Genomic DNA, 20,843 nt, shown 5'->3' with positions numbered 1-20,843 from the left:
GATTCGGGTGGGCGGGGCGCGGGTCCGTCGGTCCGTCGCGCGCCGAAGGGGTCGTTTATTGCGGTGGAGGGCGAAGTCCGGACAGATGCGAGTCGGAATCGTCGGGCAGCGGGGCAACCGCCGCGCCGCGGCCATCGTCGCTGACCTGTACGAGCGCCTCGACGGCATGGGCGTCGACGTCGCCGTCGACGAGGAATCGGCGGCCGTCACCGCCGCCTGGCCGAGCGAGTATCCCGAACCGGCCGACTTTGGCGTGCCCGTCGACCGGATGCGCGAGTACGACCTCGTCGTGAGCATCGGCGGCGACGGCACCTTCCTCTTCGCCGCTCGGGCGGCGGGGTCGACGCCGATCATGGGCATCAACCTCGGCGAAGTCGGCTTTCTCAACGCCGTCCCTCCCGAGAACGCGATCGGCGCCGTCACCGCGGAAGTCGAGGAGTACCAGGAACGGGGCGCCGTCGAGACGCGTGACATGCCGCGCGTCGAAGCCAGCGGCGAGGGGTGGTCGCTGCCGCCCGCGCTGAACGAGGTGGTCGTGCAGGGCCCGCGGCGAGGCCACGGCGGCGGCGCGGCGCTGGAAGTGCGCGTCGACGGGTCGCTGTACACCAGCGGACGGGCCGACGGCGTCCTCGTCGCGACGCCGACTGGGAGCACGGCGTACAACCTGAGCGAGGGCGGGCCGCTGGTGCATCCGAGCGTGTCCAGCCTCGTCCTCACGGAGATGTGCGGCGAGGAGTCGATGCCACCGCTGGCCGTCGACGTCGACAGCACCGTGACCGTCCGCCTCACCGACGCGGACGGTGGGTTCGTCGTCAGCGACGGGCGCGCGAGACAGGAGCTGTCGGTCCCGGCGCAGGTCACGCTCGAACGCGCCGATCTGCCGGTCCGGATCGCCGGTCCGCCCCTCGATTTCTTCGCTGCACTCGGCAAGATCGAGTGACCGACCGCGGACGCGGGGCTCGGCAGGCGTGAGAGTGTCGGAGGCGACGGGAAAACCCGAGCGGCGCGAGGACGGGGCGGATTACTTCTGGGCGGTCGTGTACAGGACGGGCGAGATCACCAGCAAGATGAGGCCGATCATCTTGTACTGGAGGATGCTGGTCAGGAGACTCAGTTCCTGGGGCTCGTAGAGGCTCCCGGGAGCGAGGAGGAAGAGCGCACCGAACGTGATGAGGTGCAGCGTCAACAGTTTCCGGGACCGCTGGGTGGCGACCGCGAACAGTCCCAGGACGAACCCGACGATGAGCGCGTCGCCCAGATTCACCTTGAGCAGGAACCCGTCGATCACCTGCAGTGGGATCGGGAGCATTCTTGTCTCGAAACTGGCCGTGATGCAATCATTAAACTTCCGTTCCCGCCGCGTTCGCGGCCGAGCCGACCTACCCCGTCGTCCCGAACGTGTGCGCCGCGGGGACGGCGCGGTTCACCGGCCGGTGTCGTACTTGTAGGTCGCCTCGTCGGGGTCGATCCCGAAGTCCTCGGGACCCTCTTCGGGTTCGGTGTCCGGCTCGTCGGCGGCGGCGCCCTTGAACGCCTCCCGGAGTCGCGACGGCATCTGGAACCGCTCGGGGTCGACCCGCATGGGAACCGCCTCGGGCGCGACGCCCTCGCGCTTCTCGTCGAGGCGCTCGCGCAACCGCTGGGGGAGCTGGGCCAGCTCGATGCGCTCGAATCCGAACTGCGCGAGGTAGTCCGGCTGGTCGGTCAGCGTGTAGACGGTGTCGAACCCCTCGCCGCCCGCCGTATCGACGAGCCGTTCGACGACGTGCGCCCCGACGCCCTGCCCACGCCAGCCGTCGAGGACGCCGATGCTCGTCAGCTCGCAGACCTCGTCGTCGTCGGTCTTGTGCACCCGGTAGCGCCCGAACCCGGCCTTCTCGTTGGACTCCTCGTCGATCGCGATGACGTAGTCGCGTGAACGGAACGCTGTCTCGTCGAGTCCCATCGCCTCGATGTGGTCGAGCAGCCAGGCCTCGTCGCGGTTTTTCGCGTCCCGAACGTACATGTGCTACCCTCAGACGGCCACGCGAAAAGTACTTGCGGGCGAGTACCCGCTCCCGACACGACCGATCGGCGCCGACAGCGTCCATCCCGCCGACCGGTTTGACACGATCGTCCGGGCAAGTAATTTGTGATAGCTGAGCGAAGTTCCGGTATGCCCTCGGAATCGCTCGCGGAGATCGACAGGGTGGTCCACCGACCGGATCGCGAGTTCGTCGAGTCGACGAACGTCTGGGAGTTCATGCAGGCGTACGACATCGACGACTACGAGCAACTGATCGACAGGACGACGCGGGCCGACCCGGGCGAGTCCGCCTCGGGGGTCGACTGGTTCTGGGACGCGGCGACGGACTACCTCGACGTGGACTTCTTCGAACCGTACGACCGCGTCCGGGACGACAGCGAGGGACCCCAGTTCTCCGAGTGGTACCCGGAGGGGACGACCAACATCGCGCACAACGTCCTCGACCGCCACGCCGACCGTGACGCCGAACGCCGGAACAAGGTCGCCTGCATCTGGGAAGGCGAACCCGTGGGTCCCGACGGCGAAGCGACCGAGATCCGCGAGGTCACGTTCCACGAGCTCCACCGGCAGTCCAACCAGGTGGCGAACTACCTCGATTCGCGCGGCGTCGGCGTCGGCGACACCGTCGGACTGTACATGCCGATGGTCCCCGAGGTCGTCTCCATACTCTACGGCTGTTTCAAGGTCGGTGCCATCGCCGTCCCGATCTTCTCGGGCTTCGGCGTCGACGCGACCGCCACGCGCATCGACGACGCCGAGTGCTCGGTGCTGTTCACCGGCGACGGCTTCTACCGCCGCGGGAGCGAGGTCCGGCTGAAGGGGACTGCAGACGACGCGATCGACGAGGCGGGACACGTCGAGGAAGTCGTCGTCTACGACCGGCTGGGGACGCGCGCCGACGGTGAGGACCCCGACCCGGGGGACCACGACGTCCCGTGGACCGAGGGCCGCGACCGCTGGTGGGACGAGGCCGTCGCGACGCAGGACGACGAGTTCGAGACGCGCGAACTCGACGCGAACCAGGAGTCGATGCTGCTGTACTCCTCGGGCACGACCGGCGAGCCGAAGGGGATCGTCCACACGCACGCCGGCGTGAACGTCCAGTGTGCCAAGGAGCTGTACTTCGGCTTCGACCTGCAGCCCGCCGATCGCTTCTTCTGGGTGTCGGACATCGGCTGGATGATGGGGCCGTGGACGCTCGTCGGCAACCACCACTTCGGCAACACCGTCTTCATGTACGAGGGCGCGCCCGACCACCCCGAACCCGACCGCTACTGGGAGATGATCGATCGCCACGGCATCACCCAGTTTGGTATCTCGCCGACCGCGATTCGCGCGCTCCGCAAGCACGGGGACGAGTGGGTCGAAGACCACGACCTGTCGTCGCTCCGGCTCCTCGGCTCGACCGGCGAGCCCTGGGACCCCGAGTCGTGGGTGTGGTTCTACGAGCAGGTCGGCGGGGGCGAGGCCCCGATCATCAACATCTCCGGCGGGACGGAGATCTGCGGCTGTTTCCTGATGCCGATGCCGATCCAGGACCTCAAGCCCTGCACGCTCGGCGGCCCGGGACTCGGGATGGACGTCGACATCGTCGACAGCGAGGGCGAGAGTGTCGCCGACACGCACGAGCGCGGCTATCTCGTGGCTCGCGACTCCTGCCCGTCGATGACGAAGTCGCTCTGGCAGGGCGACGAGCGCTACCTCCGCGAGTACTGGTCGACGTGGGAGAACCTCTGGGACCACGGCGACTGGGCCCAGAAGGACGAGGACGGCTTTTGGTTCCTCCACGGTCGGTCCGACGACGCCCTGAACGTCGCCGGCCGGAAAGTGGGGCCCGCCGAAGTCGAGGGCGCCGCCATCGAACACGACGGCGTCAACCAGGCCGCCGCGGTGGGCGTCCCCGACGACACCACTGGGACCGCCGTCGTGCTCTACGTCGTCGCCGAAGACGACGTCGAGGAAGGCGACGCGCTGCGCGAGGAGGTCCGCCAGCTGGTCGGCGAGGAACTGGGCAAGCCGTTCCGGCCGCGCGAGGTGCTGTTCGTCGACGAGTTCCCCAAGACCCAGAGCGGGAAGATCATCCGCCGCGCCATCCGCGGGACCTACACCGGCGAGGACCTGGGAGACATGTCCAGCATCGAGAACCCCGACGCGCTCGAAGAGGTCGAAGCGGCGCGGTGAACGTGCCCCGAGTTCTGACCGCTCGGGACCGCTGGGGTGAACATATCAACCCCCCTCTTTTCCGGGGTCGGCGCCGTCGTCGATAGTATGGAAGACAGTGACACACACGACCGGCTCGCGGTCGAGCCGATCACCGACGACGACCTGCTATTCGTCGACGACGAGCACTTCGTGGCCGAAACCGTCGCGGTCGTGACCGGTGCGGGGTCCGGGATCGGCCAGGCGACGGCGCTCGCGCTGGCCGCGAACGGCCTCACCGTCGCGGCGACGGACGTCGACGAAGACGGCCTCGCGGAGACCGTCGCCGAGGCCGACCGGCTCGACACGGACGGGACCGTAGAGACGGTCGTCGCGGACCTCACCGCCGACGAAGACGTCCGACGGATCGTCGACCGGGCCGCGGACTTCGGGACCGTCCGGTACCTGGCGAACGTCGCCGGGCTCCAGCACATCGACGCCATCGAGGACTTCCCGATGGACCAGTACGACCTGATGCACGACGTGATGCTCCGCGCGCCGGTGTTCCTCTCGAAACTCGTCGTCGGGCGGATCCGCGACACGGCCGACGGCGTCGGCGCTGTCGGCAATATGGCCTCCGTCCACGGCCACTACGTCACCGCGGACAAGGTCGGTTACAACGTCTCGAAGTTCGGCATCCGCGGACTCACGCAGTCCATCGCGGCCGAGGGCGGTGACGGTCTGCGGGCGTTCTCGGTCTCGACCGGGTACGTCAAGACGCCGCTCGTCACCGACCAGATCCCCGACACCGCCGAGCAGCGAGGCATCTCGGTCGACGAGGTCGTCGAGGACGTGATGCTCGGCCAGTCCCGCGTGAAAGAGATGATGGATCCCGTCGACGTGGCCAACCTCTTCGTCTTCGGCTTCTCGTCGCACGGCGACCACCTCAACGGCGGCGACCTGCTGTTCGACGGCGGGATGACGCTCACCTACGAGTGACAGGTCTTCGGGCGCGTCGACGGCGGTGGACGGGCGCCGCCGCGCTCAGTTCCGGTCCAGGACGGCGTTGCAGTTCGGGCAGTTGGTGTGCCCGGCGTCGGCCGCGTAGGTCTCCCCGCAGATGGGGCAGAACTCGTTTTTCGTCGCGTCCTCGTCGACTGTTCGGGTCGCGTCCCCGGCGGTGGCCACGCCCTCGGCGTCGTCCGGCGGCGTGAACACGCGCGTCTGGCCCACGTTCTCGGCCTGCTCGTCACCGGTTGCGTCGGCACTGTCACCGTTGGCCGAGGCGCCGCCGGCCGATCCGGTGCTCGCGGCGGGAGCGTCGGCCGCTCCGCCCCCGGTCCCGGACGGGCCCGATTCGGTCGGCTCGACTTCGGTATCACCGCCGCCGCCGTCGGAGGCGGTGCCCATCGCGAGGCGGTCGGAAGTGCCCGGCTGGACCACCTGCGGGTAGCGCTGGCCCGCCCGGATGGCCGACCGCGGCACGTCCGGTCGGCGAATGCGGACGACCAGGCTCGCGAACAACTGGACCCAGACGTACGCGAGGGCGAGCACGGCCGGGGTCGCCACGGCCGCCAGGGGTAGCGCCGGCGCGGAGACGCCGGCGCGGCTCACCGTCCCGAATGCGATCTCGGCGACGCCGTAGCGAGCCGCGACGGCCTCGACCAATGCCGTCTGGCCGGCGAGGGACGACGCGAGCGTCACCGTCGCCGTCGCGGCGACGGCCGCGGAGACGAACAGTAGCCCCTGGAGCAGCCGCGGGACCGAAAACGAGTAGACGCGGTAGCCGTAGGCGACGGTCCGCACGAGCAAGAGCGTGTTCGCGACGGCGAGCGCGGCGAGGACGTACCACGTCGCCACGCCGCGGACGGCACCGACGGCGAGGGCGGCGGCCAGCAGCGCGAGCGGTGGGACGAGCGCGACCAGCGGCCGGTCGAACCGGTAACACTGCTCGACGTTCCCCCGCAGGTTCGTGACGTTCCCGACGACGTACTTGACGGCCGCGAGCGACGGGAGGAGCACCCAGAGCACGGCGTAGGTCGCCGCGAGCGCGGCGGCCTCCGTCGACCACGGGTCGACCGAGTAGGAACCGAAGGCAAGATCCGCGGCCTGCGAGACGGCGACGCCGGTGCCGGCCAGCCAGATCAGGTAGCCGGCGCCGCCGACGAGGAGCCCGGCGAAGAGCCACCGCTCCTCGTCACCGAGGAGGCGGATCGACCTGCCGAGTTCGCGTCTGGTGTCTCTCGTGTCCATGCTGGCTCGTCCGACCGCGGTCGACGGCTCAGGGCGTCTGGACGCGCATCGTCGCGACGCCGGAGAGTTCGATCCGGTCGCCGGGCGAGACGGGGGCGCGCTCGCCCTCGTCCAGCGACCGGCCGTTCACCACGGTCGGGTTCTGCCCGAGCGCGACCACGTGGAACCGGCCGTCCTCGCGGACGAACCGGACGTGCTCCCGGTGGATGCTGAGCGCGTCGTCCTCGTCACCGCCGGTGTTCATCACGATGCTACGGATCGTTCGACCGACCGTATCCCCGTCCCACACTTGAACTTCGCGGTTACGCACAACCAGGACCAGTGATTCCGGCCCCTCGGCCACGGAACCGTCGGCGTCGCTGGACTCGGCGGCCACGGTACTCTCGCCGTCGGTCGCGTCGGTGGGCTCACTCGCCGTCGCGTCGGTCTCCGCGTCCGCGTCGGCCCCGGGGCCGTTCGCTTCGGTTCCCGAATCGTCGGTCGACGCCGTCGCTCCGGCATCGCCCGAGCGATGGGCGTCGAGGTCCTCGCCGCAGGTCGCACAGAAATTGTCCTCCGTGTCCACGTCCGCGTCACAGGCGGGACAGGCCGTCAGCGGGCCCGGTTCGAGCGCGGAGACGTCTTCCCCGCAGTTCGCACAGAAGTTGTCCTCGGCGGCGACCGACTCGCCGCAGCCCGGACACGACAGCTCCCCCGCGTCCGAGTCAGAGGGGGCATCGGACTCCGACCGCACGTCTCCGTCCGTGTCGTCGGCTGCCGCTGGCGAGTCGGCAGCTTCGGACGGTTCGTCGGCTTCTGACGGTTCGTCGGCTTCGGCCGCTTCGGCCGCTTCGGAGGCGCCGTCCGCTCCGTCGGATTCGACGACAGCAGAGGGGCCGTCGGATTCGGTCGTTTCGGACGGCTCTCCGGCGTCGGACGGTTCGTCGGGCTCGGCAGCGTCGTCTCCGGACGCCTCGACGGACGGAACCGCGTGCCCGTCGTCGGTCGCCGGCTCCCCTCCGGTCAGACCGTCCGCGGACGCCGCGGCCGTGCCGTCAGCCTCCCGCGACTCGTCCGCGTCGCCGGACTCCGCGTCCGGGATGGCATCCAGGTCCGAGGCTGCGTCGTCGACGTCCTCCGAAGCGTCGGGGGGTGTGTCGGCGGCGCCGTCGGGCGCCGACTCCTCGGGCGCGCCGTCGTCGTCGGTCGAAGTCTCCCCGCCGGCGTCGGTGGCTTCGTACTGCCACTCGCCGCAGTCCGAGTTCGTACACCAGCCCCCCGCGGCGGTCGGGTCGAACGCCTCCCCGCAGAGGGGGCACTCGACCGACTCGCTCGTGCTGTGCGACATAGCTGTCGGCATATGCAGGCCGGTCATGAAAACAGTTGCCCTCAGCCGGTCCCCGTCGCCGGGTTCCTGACAGCGATCGGAACGGTGTGGGTGCGGCCCGGCCGACGGTCAGTCGCTCTCGCCGACGACCGTCTCGCGGTCTTCCAGCGCGGGTTCGGCCCCGGCGGCGCGCGGCGGCGGGTCGTCCGGCGTCTCCGGGAGCGTCCCGTCACGGAGCAGGATCGTCGAGAGGTTGTCCTTGCCCCCGCGGTCGTTCGCCAGGTCGACCAGTCCCTCGGCCGCGGCGTCGAGCGACCGCGCCGAGAGGACGGCGTCGCGGATCTCCTCGTCGGTCACGGCGCGGTCGCGAACCACCGCGGCCATCTCCTCGTCGCGGTCGGCCTCCACGTACCACTCGTAGAGCTTCGCGGCCTCGGTCTGGGCGTCGAGGAGGCCGTCACTCGTGACGAGTAACACGTCCTCGCGGTACAGCGGGACCGTCGCCGTCTCGACGTCGACCGTCGCCGTCTCGGGGTCCTTGCGCCCGCTCCCGCCGACCGCGCGGGTGATCTCGTTGCTGCGCGGGTGGACAAGCGCCTCCACGTCGTCGATCTGGTCGGCCTCCCGCAGGCGCTGGACGACCGCGTGGTCGGTCGTGAGCGGGAGGATCTCGTCGCGCGCGGCGTTGACGAGATAGGCCCGGCTGTCGCCGACCCAGCCGTAGTGCACGGAGCCGCCGGCGACGACGCCCGCGACCACCGTCGCGTGGGCCTGCTGGCCGCTCTCGGCGGCGTAGGCGAGTACCTCCCGGTGGGCCGCGACGATCGCCTCCGCGACCGCCGATTCGAGGTCGCCCGCTCGCGGCGTCGCCGGCAACGGCTCGTCGACCGCGACGTCGAACCCGCCCGGATCGCTCCGGGCGGCGCCGACGGCGGTGCCCGCGAGATGTTCGCAGACGGCCGTCGTCGCGACGTACGACGCCACGTCGCCGGCGTCGTGGCCCCCCGCGCCGTCCGCGAGCGCGAACACCGCCGCGCTGCGGTTCGTCGCGTTCTCGGCTGCCGCCGTCCGGTCGGTCTCGTCCCCCGATTCGTCCCCCTCGTCTCGCTCGTCGGCGCTCGCGCGGTCGCGTTCGTAGCCCAGGAATCCCTCGCGGTGGCCCTGTTCGAACACGGAGACGGCGACGCTGTCCTCGTTGATGCCGCCGTCGCGCTTGTGGTCGCCGACGTCGTAGTGTGTCGCGTAGTTCATGCCTGATCACTCTCGAATTCGAACGTGACGCCGTAGCTCGGGTGGACGAGCGCGATGAGGTCGCCGTCGCGGAGTCCGTAGAGCTCGGGCGGCACGTTTCCGTCGCGGTCGGTCGCGTCCTCGCCGCTCTCCTCCAGACGTTCGCGGCCCGCCTCGCTGAGGACGCGTTGCCAGCCGTTGCCGGTCTGGACGTAGGTCCCGTTGAGACTCCGGTCGCGGATGAACCACTCGCCGTCCGCGTCCGTGTCGAACTGGACCTGGACCGTCGAGATGTACTCGCCGTCGTCCTCGATCACGATGGACGAACGCGGCCCCTCCGCGTAGCGCCGCCCGATCGTGTCGCCCGGGTAGACGGTGTAGGACTCGTCTTCCTGGGTGTATCGCACCGTCGCGGCGGGCGGCGGCGTCGGATCTCTGGCTTCGAGCACCCGCTTCATCGCGGTCGCGTTGCGATAGCGGTCCTCGTAGTCCGTCTGGGTCGCCATCTCGACGATCTCGGCGAGGTAGGGCTCGCACTCGGCGCCGAAATCCCGCGGGTCGACGCCGTCCTTGCGCGGGACCGTCCCCTTGAGCAGGTACAGCAGGATCTTGCCGACCGAGTACACGTCCGACCACGGCCCCTGCCGCATGTCGGTCTGGTCGGCCTCGGCGACTTCCCTGGGTTTGTACGGGCCGACGATGGTCGTCTGGTCGACCGTGCCGTCGCCGGCCTCGGCGCCCGCGGTGAAGCCCGTCGCCGTGTTGAAGTCGATGAGCACCGGCGTCACCGTCCCCCCGCGGTGGGTGATCATCACGTTATCGGGCTTCAGATCGCGGTAGACGATCTCGTTCTCGTGGAGGAAGCTCATCGCGTCGCAGAGGTCGATCCCGATCTGGCGGACCTCGTCGACGTCGTCGAGCGGGCCGGTCCGCCGGATCGCGTCGTCGAGTTCGTACCCGTCAACGAGTTCGACCACGAGGACCGAGGTCCCGTCGTCGTCGGAGACGTCGAGCAGCGACATGACGTTCGGGTGGCCGCCGACCGCGCGGATGGCTTCGAGCGTCTCGGCCTCCTTGTCGAAGTACGCCGTGACGATGTCGCGGTCGTTCTGGCTGCCCTCGTAGTTTGGGTACTTGACCGCAACGGACTCGCCGGTCCGGGTGTCGGTCGCGCGGAACACCTTCGCGAACCCGCCCTCGCCGATCACCTCGCCGAGTTCGTAGCGGCCGACGACCAGGTCCCCCTGCGACGGCGCGGTCGTCATTCTATCCGGGAGTCGTCGACGATCCTGGTCGCGTCGTTGCGCTCCTCCCGGCCGCCCTCGCTGACGAGGCGGGTCTGGCGTTTCGCCTCCTCGACGACGGCGGTGTCCTCACCGTGGATCCGCGTCATCTTCTCGACCTGCGTCTCGGCCTCCGCGACGTTACCCTTCCCGAGTTCCGTCCGGACGACCGTCTGGCGGTGGTCGAGCGACACCGACTCGTTGTGCTCGGCGAGTTTCGCGTTGTCGTCGGTGTACTCGGCGGCGATGCGGTCGCTCGCTTCACGACCGGACGCCGTGAGCGTCACGTCGACGAGGTTCTGCTCCCCCATCTCGTCGCGGGCCGGTGCGTTGACCTTCAGGACGACCCGCTGGCGCTCGCGCTCGGCGAGGTCCGGGAGGGGGACCTGTGCGGCGTTGCCGCGCCAGTCCACGTCGACCTCCTGGGCCTGCGGGAGCGCGCGGTACACCTCGCTCACCTCGACGCCGGGTGCGGCGTCGAGTTCGAGGCTGGCGTCGGTCGCGACGACCGACTGGGCCTGCTCGACGGCGGCGCCGAAGAAGGACTCGATGTCCCCGGGCGATTCGAGGTGGGTCCACTCGCCGCGCGCCGTCGTCCCGAGCGTGCGAATGGTCTCCTCGTCGTAGTCGGTGCCGATACCGGCCGAGAGGATACGGATGCCGGACCCGTCGATGTCCCTCGCGAGGTCGCGGAAGTCCGCCGGTTCGTGGGAGTTGTCCTTGCCGTCCGAGAGCAGGAGGATGCGGCGGACGGCGTCGTCGGTCTCGGGGCGATAGCCCAGCGAGTCGAGTGCGGTCCTGGCGGTGTCGAGGCCGTCGTACATGTCGGTGCCGCCGCCGGCGCCGAGGTCGTCGACCTTGCTCATCGCGGCCTCGCGGGAGGTCTCGCGCCACTGGGTCGGTCGCATGACGACCGACGCGTCGGAGTCGAACGCGACGATGCCCACGTAGTCGTCGGGTTCGAGCAACCCGAAGACCCACGAGGCGCCCTCGCGGGCCTGGTCGAGTTTCGCGCCGTCCATCGACCCGCTGGTGTCCAGACAGAGGACGATGTGGCGCTCGTTCACCCCCGAACTCGCCTGTGCACCCGGTTCGACGTCGACCGTCGCCGTCAGCGTCGTCCCGTCGGCGGGCACGTACGGCCGGTTGACGTCGGTCTCGATTGCTACCATCGTTCCCCCAGTTGCTCCGGTCCCGTATGTACTTTTATCCGACGCGTCGGGGTCGGGCCGACGGATCGGAGCCCCCGCTCCCCTACGCGAACAGGCTCTGGATCACGTCGCCGAAGCGAAGCAGCATGATACCGCCCACCAGCATCGCGAGCAGCCACAGGAACGTGATGATCACGCTCCTCCGCACGAACGGATCCTCGGTCCAGGTTGTCATACCTCACACTACGGGCACCGGGACTCAAAAAGTCTCGCGTCGGTTCGACGGCCGCAGGGAGCACGGACAGTTGCCGGAGGACAGCCCGACGACAACTGGCGGACGGCGTCGCTATCCGCACACTCGCGGAATCGAATGTGTCGGTCGACCCCCGCGGGGGTCGACCGGGCTCTCCGTCGCAAACCCGGCTTTGCGTCGTAAATTCTACTTTGCGTCACAAAGTGGCTGTGCGGCGCAAACTTTATTGGGGGAGAAACTAGTTTTCGAACCGTGGCGATGTCCCGTCCAGTTCAGTCCCCGCTCTCGCTGCACAGTCGACCGAACGGTCGAACCACCCGACGAGGGTTCGCCAGTCGACACTCCGCTCAGCCGGGGGTGGCCGACCCGTGAGCGCCATCGAAGCCGAGGGCGTGACGAAGCGATTCGGCGACGTGACCGCGGTCGAGGATCTCACGCTATCGGTCGAGCAGGGCGAGGTGTTCGGGTTCCTCGGGCCGAACGGTGCCGGGAAGTCCACGACGATCAACGTCTTGCTGGGGTTCCTGGAGCCGACCGCCGGGTCCGCACGCGTGCTCGGGTCGGACGTGACCGAGGAGGGCCGCGCGGTCCGCGAGCGGATCGGGCTCCTGCCGGAGGCGTTCGACGGCGTCCCGAATCTCAGCGCCCGCGAGCACGTCGAGATCGCGATCCGGACGAAGGGCGCAGACGACGACCCCGACGCGATCCTCGACCGCGTCGGGCTGGACCCCGACGACGCCCGGCGCTCCGCCGACGACTACTCGACGGGGATGCACCGGCGCATGGGGCTGGCGATCGCCCTCGTGGGCGACCCCGACCTGCTCGTCCTCGACGAACCCTCCGCGGGGCTGGACCCCAACGGCGTCCAGCTCGTCCGCGACATCGTCCGCGAGGAGGCCGAGCGCGGGGCAACCGTGTTCTTCTCCTCGCACATCCTGGACGAGGTCGAACGCGTCTCCGACCGGGTCGCCATCCTCCAGGACGGGCGGCTCACCGCCGTCAACTCCGTCGAGAACCTCCGCGCCGAACTCGGGATGGGCGCCGTCGTCGAGGCGACCGTCGACGACCCCGTGGACCCCGACCCCGTCGCGGCGGTCGACGGCGTCACGGACGTGACAGTCGCCGACTCCATCGTCCGAGTGGCCTGTGCGACGCCGCGGGCGAAGATGCCCGCGCTCCGCGAGATCGACCGGGTATCGACGGTCGCCGACGTGACTATCGAGGAGGCCTCGCTGGAGGACCTGTTCGAGGCGTACACGGCGGGCGGTGGAAGCGGCGCCGGTGACGCCGACGGGGCCAGCACCGGCGCCGACGGACGCGCTGGCGGCGGGGCAGACGAGCGCGCCGCGGCCAGCGGGGGTGAGCCGGCGTGAGCGCGGTGACCGTCGCGCGGGCGGACTTCGTGAGCATCCGCCGATCGTACGTCGTCGTCGGCGTGGTCGCGACGTTCGCGCTGATCGTCGGGCTGGCGTTCCTCGGGTCGAGCGAGGTGCATCCGCACCCGGTCAGGACGACCTGGGGCTTCGCGGCGCTCGTCGCGTGGGCGTTCCCGCTCCTGCTCGCGCCGCTGTCGTATCTCGCGATCGCGGGTGACCGCACCAGCGGGTCGATCACCTACCACCTCGGGCTCCCGAACTCGCGCGCCGAGTACTTCGCGGGCAAGTACGCCACCCGCACGGCCGTCGCCGCCGCGACGATGGCGGGCGGCGTCGCGGTCGCGTTCGCCGTCGCGCTCGCGACCTACGAGCACGCGCCCGACCCCGCCCGCTTCCTGTCGCTCGGTGCCGTCTCGGTCCTGTTCGCCCTCTCGATGGCGGGGATCTTCGTCGCGGTGTCGGCCGCGGTCGCCTCGCGCTCCCGGGCGATGATCGGCGTCCTCCTCGCGTACTTCGTCCTCTCGGCGTTCTGGGTGGGCCCGTTGCCCGCCCTGAATCTCGGGACGGCGCTGGACGCCGTCGCGTCGCTCCCGGGCGTGACGATCGCGGAGTCGACGCGGGCACTGGTCGGCTCGCTCTCCCCCGCCGGCGCGTACTTCAACACCCTGCCGGAACTGGTGTGGGCCGGTGCGCCCGGCGGGTACGAGGTGTTCGCGCAGTTCGAGGACACGCCCGACTACCTGGCGTACGAGCCCTGGTTCAACGTCGCGGTGATGGTCGTCTGGGCGGTCGGCGCGCCGCTCGTCGGCTATCTGCGGTTCCGCGGGGCGGAGCTCGGCTGACCGATACCGCCTCGCCCGGCGGTGGTCCCCGCCGGCGCTTCCGGAATCGACTTACCGGTCCTCCGACAACACGGCGCCAACGCGCCGAACCACGCATGACCGAACGAGTACACCCACGCCCGCGCGCCTCGACCGAGTATCACACCGTCGCCGGCCGGCGGCGCCGCAGCGTCCGGGGCAGCGGCGGCCGAGCCGCGGGGCGGTCGCGATGAGTGACACCGCCGGAGACGTCGACCCGGAGGAACTCCAGCGCCAGCTCTCGGAGATCAAGGGCGCCATGGGGCTGGCCGAGCAGTACCCCGGCCGGGCGCGACTGTGGCTGGTCGCCGGGCTGCTGATCGGCCTGGCCGCGGTGCTCGTTCAGGTGACGTTCTTCCTCTACGAGACGCTGGGTCCGGCCGCCTACTCCGCCATCTGGGGCGGGTTCTGCGTCGTAGCGGTCGCGACGCTGTGGCTCGTGTCGGCTCGCCTTCCCCAGCGCGAGGCGCCCGCCGGGGCACCGAGCTGGCGGGTCATCTACGGATCGCTGGCGGTGTTCCTGTTCGGGGTCGCCGGCGTCGCGGGCGAGGTCGCCAGGCAGGTGCCCGGGCTGGACCGCGCGCTGCTGTACTTCGGGCTCGTCATCGCGACGGTCGGCCTGGGTCTGCTGGTGACCGGGGCCGTGCTCTCGAGCTACCGGGTCCGCCGGCGGGACAGACTGGTCTTCTACGCCGGGGGCGCGTGGGTCCTGGTCTACGCATCGTGGCTCCCGTACGTCCAGATCCTCCGCTGGGTCGGCGTCGGGCTCTTCGGCATCCTCTTCGCCCTGTACGCGATAGCTGCCTACGTGTATCTGACGCGGGCCTGACTCATGGACTTCGACAAGCTCGTCCACCAGCCGACCCGATTGCAAATCTTCGCCTACCTCTACCAGCACGGCGAGACGAGTTTCCCGGACCTCAAGGAAGCCCTCGACGTGACCGAGGGCAACCTCGCGAGCCACATCGGGAAGATGGAAGACGCCGACTGCGTCGTCGTCGAGAAGCAGTTCGTCGACCGCAAGCCCCAGACAACCTACGAACTCACCGACCTCGGCCGCGAGAAGTTCGAGGAGCACATCGGAACCCTGGAAGCGCTGATCGACGATCTCGACGGGTGAGGCCCGCGAGCGAACGCGAGCGGCTTTTTGTCCCAGCTTTTTGGCCGAGCGGGTCGCGAACTGCGAGGCGCGACCGAATGGGAGCGCCTCGGTGGCGAGCGGCGAAGCCGCGAGCCGTGAGCGACCCCGAGGCGAAAAAGATGGTCGCCAGGAACACATCGGAACCCTGGAAGCGCTGATCGACGATCTCGACGGGTAACCGCCGCTTACACCGGTCGTCAGGTATATCCGTCCATAAATCAAAGAAAAATAATGGAATACAAGGAGCCGCTCGAGGATACGCAGCAGACGCTCACTGAGCACCTCGACGCGGCGCTCGACAGTGCTACCGACGAGACGGCCGTCTTCCACCTCCGGCAGGCCAGGCAGATGGCTGCCGACCTCCCGGCGCTGGTCGCCGAGAAGAGCGACGAAGAGACAGACTAACGCCGGGATAGACCGACCCGAGTCGCGACGACTCTCCGAACGCTACTCCCCGTCGAGCGACGCGTCGGGCAGGAGCCCGCGAACCGAGGCGCCGAGCGGGCCGGCGACGAGCGGGACGACGACGCCGACCAAGAGGATCGACCCCATCGCGAGCGATTCGTCGAGCGTTCCGGCGAGCGATAGCTGGGCGGCGGCGACTGCGATGACGACGACTCCGAATCCGAGGCCGGCAACGATCGCACGCCGGAGCGTCGGTCGGCAAAGTCCCACGAGCGCACCGCCGACCAGCAGGCCGGCCCAGTGAACCGACGCCAGCGCGAGTCCAGCGACGACCGCGGCGACGGTCAACGCGCGCCGCTGGCCGGGCGTCGTCTGGGCGGCGAACAGGCGCTCTCGCGGCGACTCACTCATCCGCCCCACCGCCGCTGTCCGTCGGATCGGCCGGGTCGAACCGGATGGCCGGATCCCCGTCAGTGGCCGGGCGGAGCGGCCGGTACTCGGCGTCGGCCCAGGCGCGCAACTGGTCGCTGTAGTGGTCCGAGAAGTACTCGCCGTCGTTACCGCCGGGCAGCATTCCGAGGGAGGGATCGCCGTCGAACCGCGCCAGCAGGCGGAAACTACTGCCGACGCCGGACTCCCTGCGGAAGTTGCGGACGGTCGCGGGCGAGCCGTCCGTCGGGAGTCGCGGGTAGTTCAGGAATTCGAGGTCGAACGGGTGGTCGATGGCGGTCCGGTTGTAGTCGCCGTAGGTCTCGTAGCCCGACTCGTCGATGTGGGTCGCGGTGGCCGCCATCGCCGAGGCGACGAGGGCTGGGCGGGTCCGCGGGTCGACGCCGTCTGCCGGCGGGTCGGCGAACCAGCGCCCGTCCGGGTCGAGCGTCAGGAGGACCCAGTCGTTCGGGTAGTAGGCGTCGTCGAGCCCCGCCGCGTCGAACACCGGGTCGAAGACGGCGCCGCGGTAGCGCTCGACGAACAGTTCGAAGACGAGCGCGGCCCGCGAGTCGCGGTCCATGCGGTAGTCCCACTCGGCGAGTCGGTCGGCCGCGTTCCGGGTGCGCTCGCCCATCGCGTCGCGGGCGTCCAGAATCGCGGGGACGAACAGCCGGGCGCGTTCGTCGAGCACGTCTCGCTGGACGCGACGCATGTCAGCCAAGTCGAACGGCTCGTCGGCGGCCGCTCGCTCGTCGAGCAGGTCGTAGATGCGGCGGGCGCGAAACGGCGCGGCGTACGCGTCGCTCAGATAGTGTCCCGGGTCGTCGACGACGCGCTGGTTCGCCGTCGCGACGTACTCCGGGTCCCGGACGCCGGGTTTCTCCGCGAAGGGGAGCCAGCCATCGTCGCGGTCGGGCTGGCCGTAGGGTTCGTAGCCGGGCCACTCCCCCTCGCCGGTCGAGCCGTCGAAGACGCGGTCGCCCCGGACGGCCTCGCCGTCGGTCCGGCGGACCGGGATGAGGCCGGTCACCCAGAACGCCGTATTGCCGTCGCGATCGGCGTAAACGGCGTTCTGCGTCGGCGTGTCGAACTTGCGGAGCGCGGCCAGCGCCTCCTCGCGGCCGCCGCTCCGGTCGAGTTCGTGGACGGCGATCGCGGTCCGGGAGCCCTGCAGCCCGGTCCACGCGACGCCGACGCGCCGGCCGTCGCGCTCGATCACCGGGCCGTGGACCGTCTTGCGAGTGGTCACCGTGCGGTCGTCGCCGCCGGCGACGTCGATCGTTCGTTCCTCGGCGTCGAACGACCGCCACTCGTCGCCGTATCGATACTCGCCGTCGCGGGTCTCGTACGTGTAGACGTCCAGCACGTCCGCGCCGGTGTTAGTGAACCCCCAGGCGCCCGCGTCGTTCTCGCCGATGACGACGAACGGGACGCCGGGAAACGTGACCCCGGCCACTCGCATCCCGGGGCGGCGCTGGTGCATCTGGTACCAGACCGGCGGCGCCATCAGCGTCAGGTGCGGGTCGTTCGCGAGCAGCGGCGCCCCGCTCGCGGTGTGTTCGCCGTCGACGAGCCAGCTGTTCGAGCCCACGCCGGGCCCGGACTCGAACGCGTCGAGCCACGACCCCAGCGACGAGAGGGTGTCGTCGCGGGGGACGCCGACGTTCGTCGCGGCAACGGACGCCGCGTCGCCGTCTCCGCTCGACCCCTCGCCCCGGAGGATCGGCACCTCGTGGTCCATCCGGTCGGGATAGAGCGTCGACGCGGCCGACTCGCCGAGCGCGTCGACGGCGGCCGCCCGCCGAAGCGTCCGGAAACTCCCCGTCAGCCCCCAGCTGATCTGTTTCTCCACGAGCATCGAGTCGACGGGCGTCCACGGCCCGGGCTCGTAGTCGAGCAGGCGAAACTCCAGCGGGAGCGGGTCGCTCGTCCGCTGGGCCTCGACGCCGGCCGCGTAGGCCCGCATCGCGTCGCCGGTGGGCGTGTCCCGAACCGTCCGCCAGCTCGCCTCGGCGGCGCGCTCGAAGTCCATCTGGACGTGGAACCGGTCGGACTCGACGGTGCGTTCGCCCACCGCCGCCGAGAGCGTCCCGCGCATCCGCCGGCGGATCAGGTCCATCTCGAACAGGCGGTCGGCCGCGTGGACGTACCCGACGGCGAAGTAGAGCGCCCCCTCGTTGACCCCCTGGACCGTAGGGATCCCGGCGTCGTCGTATCGAACGGTCGCGCGGCCGTACGGCGTCGCCACGCGCTCGCTGGTCCCCGCGGTCGCCGCGCCCCACACCCCGCCCGAGAGCGGCGCGAACCGGTCGAGGTAACTCCGGGCTTCGGTCAGCGTCGCGGCGCCGACGCTCCCACCGAGGAGCGCGCCGATCACCGCGCGTCGGGAGGGCATGTCGCTCGACTGGGGACCGGACGGACTTAAGCGTGGTCCGGGTCGTCGTCCGCCCGCGTCTCCGCCCTCGCCCTCATCCTCGCCCGTCGGCAGGTTGCTCACCCGGTTCGCGTCCCTTCGGGCCTGTGGCGGCGAGCGGACCCGGTGGCGACAGAAATTTTACGGGACCGACAGGCGAACGACCCCGTATGTCCCTCCATCGCGGCGTCGTCACACGTCGACCGTCCGACGCGTCACCCGGTGTCGTGAGAGTATGAGCGGGCAGCGATCCCGAGCGTGGGCGCCCGTCGCTCTCGCCGCCCTGATCGTCCTCGCCGGCTGTCCCGTCGGGTCGGAGTCCGCCCCGGGGACCCCAGGCGGGGCCCCCGCCGACTCGACGCCCGGAGGCCCCGGGAGCGTCGCGGGTCCCGCGACGACCGGGGGCCCTCCCAACGCAAAGACCGGCGACCCGGCCGGTTCGACCGCGAGAGCGCCGTGCGAAACGGAGGCCGCGACTGCCGATTCGAGCCCGGACCCGACGCCGACCGCCTCGAGCGCCACCCCGTTTCCCCCGAGCGAGGTGAACGCCTCCGACTACGCGATCCCGGTCCGCGGGAACGGGTCGTTCCCGTTCGACGTGAATCGAACGTACGCACGCACGCTCGCGTTCCTCGACATCGAGGCCGAGCCGCCCGCGCAGATCTACCGCCGGCAGACCGCCGAGCCGTGGCGCCCGACGATACCGGGCCCGTTCGCGCGGACGCTCGTCGACGGGCGCGAGACGACGAACTTCTCCACGGAGACCAGGACGGGTATCACGCTCTCTAACCCCGGCGACATGCCGACGCTGGACCTCCGATACACGCTGGTCCACGAGTACGTCCACTCCCTCCAGTTCCAGCGCGCGGACGACTCGACGGCCTTCAGGGCGATGGGGTCGGGCCGCGAGGGCGTCCACGGTGACGCGGCCTTCGCTATCGTCGAAGGGAGCGCCTCGTACGTCGCGTTCGAGTACGCGCGGACGTACACGAACCACAGCACAGCGACGATCCTGAACGCGACCGACGAGTACCGCGACGCAGGACCGGCCGGCAAGTTCGTCTGGGGCCCGTATCACTTCGGCCGCCGGTACGCAGCCGCACGAGTCGACTCGCCAGCCGACCACTGGCGCCTCTACGAGAACCCGCCGCGGACCACCGAGGAACTGATCCACGCGCGCGAGCCCGGGTCCGAACCCGTGCGACCGCTCTCGGTCTCGGTCGCCGCGGACGAGTGGTCGGTCGCCGACCGCGACAGCCGCGGCGAGCTGTTCGTCCGGACGGTGCTGACCGCCGAGCTTCCGGAGTCGCGGGCCGCCCGCGGGGCAGCGGGGTGGGGGAACGACCGCGTCGTCCGCGTCGAGGCCGACGACGAGGTCGGTTACGCGTGGGCGCTCCGCTGGGACGACGCGGCGAACGCCACCGAGTTCCTCGGCGCGTTCTGCGCCGCGATGGGTGAGCGCGGCGAGCGCACGGACGGCCGCTGGTCGGTCGACGAGGGAGCCGTCGACGTCGTCAGGGTCGCGCCTGAGACCGCCGTCGTGTTCAGCGGCTCCGCTGGATTCGTGGCGAACGCGACCGCCCGCGGCGGGAACGCGAACGTGACCGTCGTGGGGAACTAAGCCCGCCGTCGGACGCCGATCGCGTAGCCATGGATCTGAGAGAGGAAGCGGCGTCGTGACCGGTCCGTCGGCGGGTATCGGCGAGGGACGAGCGAGGAGGAAGGGCCGGCGAGCAACGGACGGCCGCGACCGAGTCGCGACGACGGAACCGCTACCCCGTAGACAAGACACTTATCTGATGGCTCCGAGCGTCGGCTATGAACTCCACCACGGAGGCCGTCGCCTACGCGGTCACCGGGTTGCTCCTCGTGTCCTTCGGCGCCGCGGCGTTCTCCCCCTTGAGCGAGCAGACGATGGTCACGGAGGTGGTCGAACGGGGAGACGTCCCGGAGAGCGCGACGGTGACGAACTACTCGGCGCTGCCGCCCGGGACTCGGACCGCGGTCGACGGAGCAATCGAAGACGGCCACGTCGTCAGCTCGTCGTACGAGGACGAGGCGGCCGTCGAGGCGCTCCGCGGGAACGCCTTCGTCCGGAAGGACGGAACGGTATACTGGCTCCGGACTACGAGCGCCGACGGGAACGGCGGATTGTTCGAGGGCAATGCACGCGACTCGGTGCTGGCGATCGGAGGCTTGCTGGTCGGCGTTGCTGCGTACGTCTCCGGCCGCGGGCGTCGGCCACTACTCCTCGCACTCCCGGTCGCCGCGTGCCTCGCGCTCCTCGGAGCGAACGTGCTAGCCGCGCCGGACCCGTCCGAGGTGTCCTGGCTCGGGAACACGTCGTTCGCGCTGGCCGCAGCGGTGCCGGTACTCGCCGGTATCGCCGCGCGGCTACGGGACGTCTGGATCGCGGGTGCGGCCGCGGGAACGCTCGCCTTATCCGTGGCTGTCCTCCTTTGGGGCCCGAACCTCTCGGCGCTCTATTTCCTGGTCCCGCTCGTCGGACTCGCGGTGCCGGGCACCGGGCTCGGCTGGTTGCTCGGCGGGCGGACCGCCGCGCGGTCGTGACTGC

General features: G+C 70.3%; 20 protein-coding genes. 10 read left to right on the top strand and 10 right to left on the bottom strand.

Annotated features, from left to right (window positions below):
- The first annotated feature begins 85 nt into the window (after window positions 1-85).
- On the top strand, window positions 86-940 hold the full coding sequence (locus ACMGFE_RS03560) for an NAD(+)/NADH kinase (RefSeq protein ID WP_436923714.1): 855 nt from the start codon (window positions 86-88) through the stop codon (window positions 938-940).
- Between the two features lie 81 nt (window positions 941-1,021).
- On the opposite strand, the gene ACMGFE_RS03555 is transcribed toward ACMGFE_RS03560, so the two are convergent.
- Together ACMGFE_RS03555 and ACMGFE_RS03550 are read right to left on the bottom strand one after the other, a co-directional pair.
- Entirely contained in the window at window positions 1,022-1,309 is a 288-nt protein-coding gene (locus ACMGFE_RS03555; RefSeq protein ID WP_436923713.1) for a DUF8006 family protein, read from the bottom strand.
- Between the two features lie 114 nt (window positions 1,310-1,423).
- Window positions 1,424-2,005: a GNAT family N-acetyltransferase gene (locus ACMGFE_RS03550; RefSeq protein ID WP_436923712.1), complete on the bottom strand. Its 582-nt coding sequence runs from the start codon at window positions 2,003-2,005 to the stop codon at window positions 1,424-1,426.
- Between the two features lie 150 nt (window positions 2,006-2,155).
- Here ACMGFE_RS03550 and ACMGFE_RS03545 point away from each other — a divergent pair, with 150 nt between their 5' ends.
- Complete coding sequence (locus ACMGFE_RS03545) at window positions 2,156-4,207, top strand: AMP-binding protein (RefSeq protein WP_436923711.1); 2,052 nt, start codon at window positions 2,156-2,158, stop codon at window positions 4,205-4,207.
- Between the two features lie 87 nt (window positions 4,208-4,294).
- Complete coding sequence (locus ACMGFE_RS03540; protein ID WP_436923710.1) at window positions 4,295-5,164, top strand: SDR family oxidoreductase; 870 nt, start codon at window positions 4,295-4,297, stop codon at window positions 5,162-5,164.
- A gap of 45 nt (window positions 5,165-5,209) precedes the next feature.
- Here the strand turns inward: ACMGFE_RS03540 and ACMGFE_RS03535 are convergent, their stop codons facing one another.
- From ACMGFE_RS03535 to ACMGFE_RS03510, 6 genes are all read right to left on the bottom strand, one after another.
- Window positions 5,210-6,418: a hypothetical protein gene (locus tag ACMGFE_RS03535; protein WP_436923709.1), complete on the bottom strand. Its 1,209-nt coding sequence runs from the start codon at window positions 6,416-6,418 to the stop codon at window positions 5,210-5,212.
- A gap of 28 nt (window positions 6,419-6,446) precedes the next feature.
- Complete coding sequence (locus tag ACMGFE_RS03530) at window positions 6,447-7,745, bottom strand: double zinc ribbon and FHA domain-containing protein (RefSeq protein ID WP_436923708.1); 1,299 nt, start codon at window positions 7,743-7,745, stop codon at window positions 6,447-6,449.
- Window positions 7,746-7,853: 108 nt separating this feature from the next.
- Window positions 7,854-8,975 (bottom strand): PP2C family protein-serine/threonine phosphatase, encoded by a 1,122-nt coding sequence (locus tag ACMGFE_RS03525; RefSeq protein ID WP_436923707.1) that lies wholly within the window; start codon window positions 8,973-8,975, stop codon window positions 7,854-7,856.
- Complete coding sequence (locus tag ACMGFE_RS03520) at window positions 8,972-10,219, bottom strand: serine/threonine protein kinase (RefSeq protein ID WP_436923706.1); 1,248 nt, start codon at window positions 10,217-10,219, stop codon at window positions 8,972-8,974. The genes ACMGFE_RS03525 and ACMGFE_RS03520 overlap by 4 nt, the downstream gene beginning before the upstream one ends.
- A complete protein-coding gene (locus tag ACMGFE_RS03515) occupies window positions 10,216-11,409 on the bottom strand; it encodes a vWA domain-containing protein (protein WP_436923705.1) in 1,194 nt (397 codons plus the stop codon). Before ACMGFE_RS03515 ends, ACMGFE_RS03520 begins: the two co-directional genes overlap by 4 nt.
- Before the next feature lie 82 nt (window positions 11,410-11,491).
- Window positions 11,492-11,623 carry a hypothetical protein gene (locus tag ACMGFE_RS03510; RefSeq protein ID WP_436923704.1) on the bottom strand — a complete coding sequence of 44 codons (132 nt, stop codon included), beginning with the start codon at window positions 11,621-11,623 and terminating at the stop codon, window positions 11,492-11,494.
- Between the two features lie 386 nt (window positions 11,624-12,009).
- Between ACMGFE_RS03510 and ACMGFE_RS03505 the strand changes: the two genes are divergently transcribed.
- From ACMGFE_RS03505 to ACMGFE_RS03485, 5 genes are all read left to right on the top strand, one after another.
- Window positions 12,010-13,014, top strand: a complete 1,005-nt coding sequence (locus tag ACMGFE_RS03505; protein ID WP_436923703.1) for an ABC transporter ATP-binding protein — start codon at window positions 12,010-12,012, stop codon at window positions 13,012-13,014.
- Window positions 13,011-13,859, top strand: a complete 849-nt coding sequence (locus ACMGFE_RS03500; protein ID WP_436923702.1) for an ABC transporter permease — start codon at window positions 13,011-13,013, stop codon at window positions 13,857-13,859. Before ACMGFE_RS03505 ends, ACMGFE_RS03500 begins: the two co-directional genes overlap by 4 nt.
- 208 nt (window positions 13,860-14,067) lie before the next feature.
- Complete coding sequence (locus ACMGFE_RS03495) at window positions 14,068-14,706, top strand: hypothetical protein (RefSeq protein WP_436923701.1); 639 nt, start codon at window positions 14,068-14,070, stop codon at window positions 14,704-14,706.
- Window positions 14,707-14,709: 3 nt separating this feature from the next.
- Window positions 14,710-14,997, top strand: coding sequence for a winged helix-turn-helix domain-containing protein (locus ACMGFE_RS03490; protein ID WP_436923700.1), 288 nt, complete (start codon window positions 14,710-14,712; stop codon window positions 14,995-14,997).
- Window positions 14,998-15,249: 252 nt separating this feature from the next.
- Complete coding sequence (locus ACMGFE_RS03485; RefSeq protein ID WP_436923699.1) at window positions 15,250-15,423, top strand: hypothetical protein; 174 nt, start codon at window positions 15,250-15,252, stop codon at window positions 15,421-15,423.
- 42 nt (window positions 15,424-15,465) lie between these two features.
- Here ACMGFE_RS03485 and ACMGFE_RS03480 read toward each other — a convergent pair whose 3' ends face one another.
- A complete protein-coding gene (locus tag ACMGFE_RS03480) occupies window positions 15,466-15,834 on the bottom strand; it encodes a hypothetical protein (RefSeq protein WP_436923698.1) in 369 nt (122 codons plus the stop codon).
- A complete protein-coding gene (locus tag ACMGFE_RS03475; protein ID WP_436923697.1) occupies window positions 15,827-18,250 on the bottom strand; it encodes a penicillin acylase family protein in 2,424 nt (807 codons plus the stop codon). Before ACMGFE_RS03475 ends, ACMGFE_RS03480 begins: the two co-directional genes overlap by 8 nt.
- 253 nt (window positions 18,251-18,503) lie before the next feature.
- On the opposite strand from ACMGFE_RS03475, the gene ACMGFE_RS03470 reads away from it, so the two are divergent.
- Together ACMGFE_RS03470 and ACMGFE_RS03465 are read left to right on the top strand one after the other, a co-directional pair.
- Window positions 18,504-19,889 (top strand): hypothetical protein, encoded by a 1,386-nt coding sequence (locus tag ACMGFE_RS03470; protein WP_436923696.1) that lies wholly within the window; start codon window positions 18,504-18,506, stop codon window positions 19,887-19,889.
- A gap of 197 nt (window positions 19,890-20,086) precedes the next feature.
- Window positions 20,087-20,839: a DUF7979 domain-containing protein gene (locus tag ACMGFE_RS03465; protein WP_436923695.1), complete on the top strand. Its 753-nt coding sequence runs from the start codon at window positions 20,087-20,089 to the stop codon at window positions 20,837-20,839.
- The last annotated feature ends 4 nt before the right edge of the window (window positions 20,840-20,843 follow it).

The organism is Halosimplex amylolyticum (genome assembly GCF_051414035.1).
In the GTDB taxonomy this organism is placed as follows: domain Archaea; phylum Halobacteriota; class Halobacteria; order Halobacteriales; family Haloarculaceae; genus Halosimplex; species Halosimplex amylolyticum.
The sequence above is the reverse complement of the archived record's forward strand: the minus strand, read 5'-3'. Positions and strand labels throughout refer to the sequence as shown.